At 29.8% G+C, this 1128-nt stretch carries 1 protein-coding gene; it reads right to left on the reverse strand.

All coding sequences use genetic code 11. From position 1 onward, the window contains the following. Nucleotides 1-239 precede the first annotated feature (239 nt). Nucleotides 240-1128 (reverse strand): glycosyltransferase family 4 protein (locus V7149_RS26285; RefSeq protein ID WP_335348495.1); only part of this gene is annotated, 889 nt, incomplete at its 5' end.

Below are 1128 nucleotides of genomic sequence, written 5' to 3' on the forward strand. Positions count from 1 at the left end.
GGTTTGTGATATTAATACCTGTTATAAACAAAATTCTCATTTTCATTCTACCCTCTTTAGTACGTAAAATTATTTACTATTATTTTCATTCCTTAAAATTGCTAGTGCTTTTTGTGGTATAAGTCCAACAATTAAAGGTTTTAAAATAAAAATTATCTCCAATGGTAAAAGCCCTAACAATAACGGGAAGTGGTTTCTTTAAAGCAGCTCTATTCGATTTCATTCTGCGAAAGTTGAGTTTATTCAATATTAATTTTATTATGGCAGACATAGCAATATTCCATTTCCTTCAAAACATTCTTTAATGAATATTGTCTTATGCGTTCTAAGCTTTCCAATGCAAAGCTGTTTCTTAATAACTCTGAATGATACAAAATATCTATAGATTCAGCAAAACCACTTATATCATTAATTTCCCTAATAAAACCATTTACACCATTCTCCACTAAATCACGATTGCCTCTACAATTAGTAACAATCAGTGGTAAACCAGTAGCCATTGCTTCCATAACATTAACAGGTAATCCTTCCCGTTTAGAAGATGAAACAGCAATATCTGATAACAACAATAATTTGTTTATATCTGTACGATATCCTAAAAACTCAACATTCTCTTCAATCTCTAATTTAATGACTTGCTTCCTATATTGTTCCAATAGCTGTCCAGATCCTGCTAATAAAAGTTTTATATTAGGGATTTTATGTCTTAATAGACTTATAGTATCTATTAATAAATCCTGATGTTTCTCATATCTTAAATCACCAGCAAAAATTATAATAAAGTCATCACTTTTATATCCATATTCCTTCCTTAATTGCTGTTTTAATTCTTGACTTTGTGGTTGAAACTTATTTAAATCTACTCCAACTCCATGTACATTATAAATATCACCATTCATGAATTTTTTTGCAGATAAATAATCTTCCTGATTTATTGTAATTAAAACATCTGTCCATTTTGCTGATATCCACTCAATCGGATAATAGAGTAGCCAGTTTTGAAGGGGAGCTCCTTTAAAAAAATGAAATCCATGGGCAGTATAGATCATTTTTAGGTTTGGAATATTTCGACATGCCATCCTTATTAAAAATGAGGCTACTGGAGTATGTGTATGAACTAAATCATAT

The organism is Bacillus sp. JJ1503 (assembly GCF_036965125.1).
GTDB lineage: Bacteria > Bacillota > Bacilli > Bacillales > Cytobacillaceae > Cytobacillus.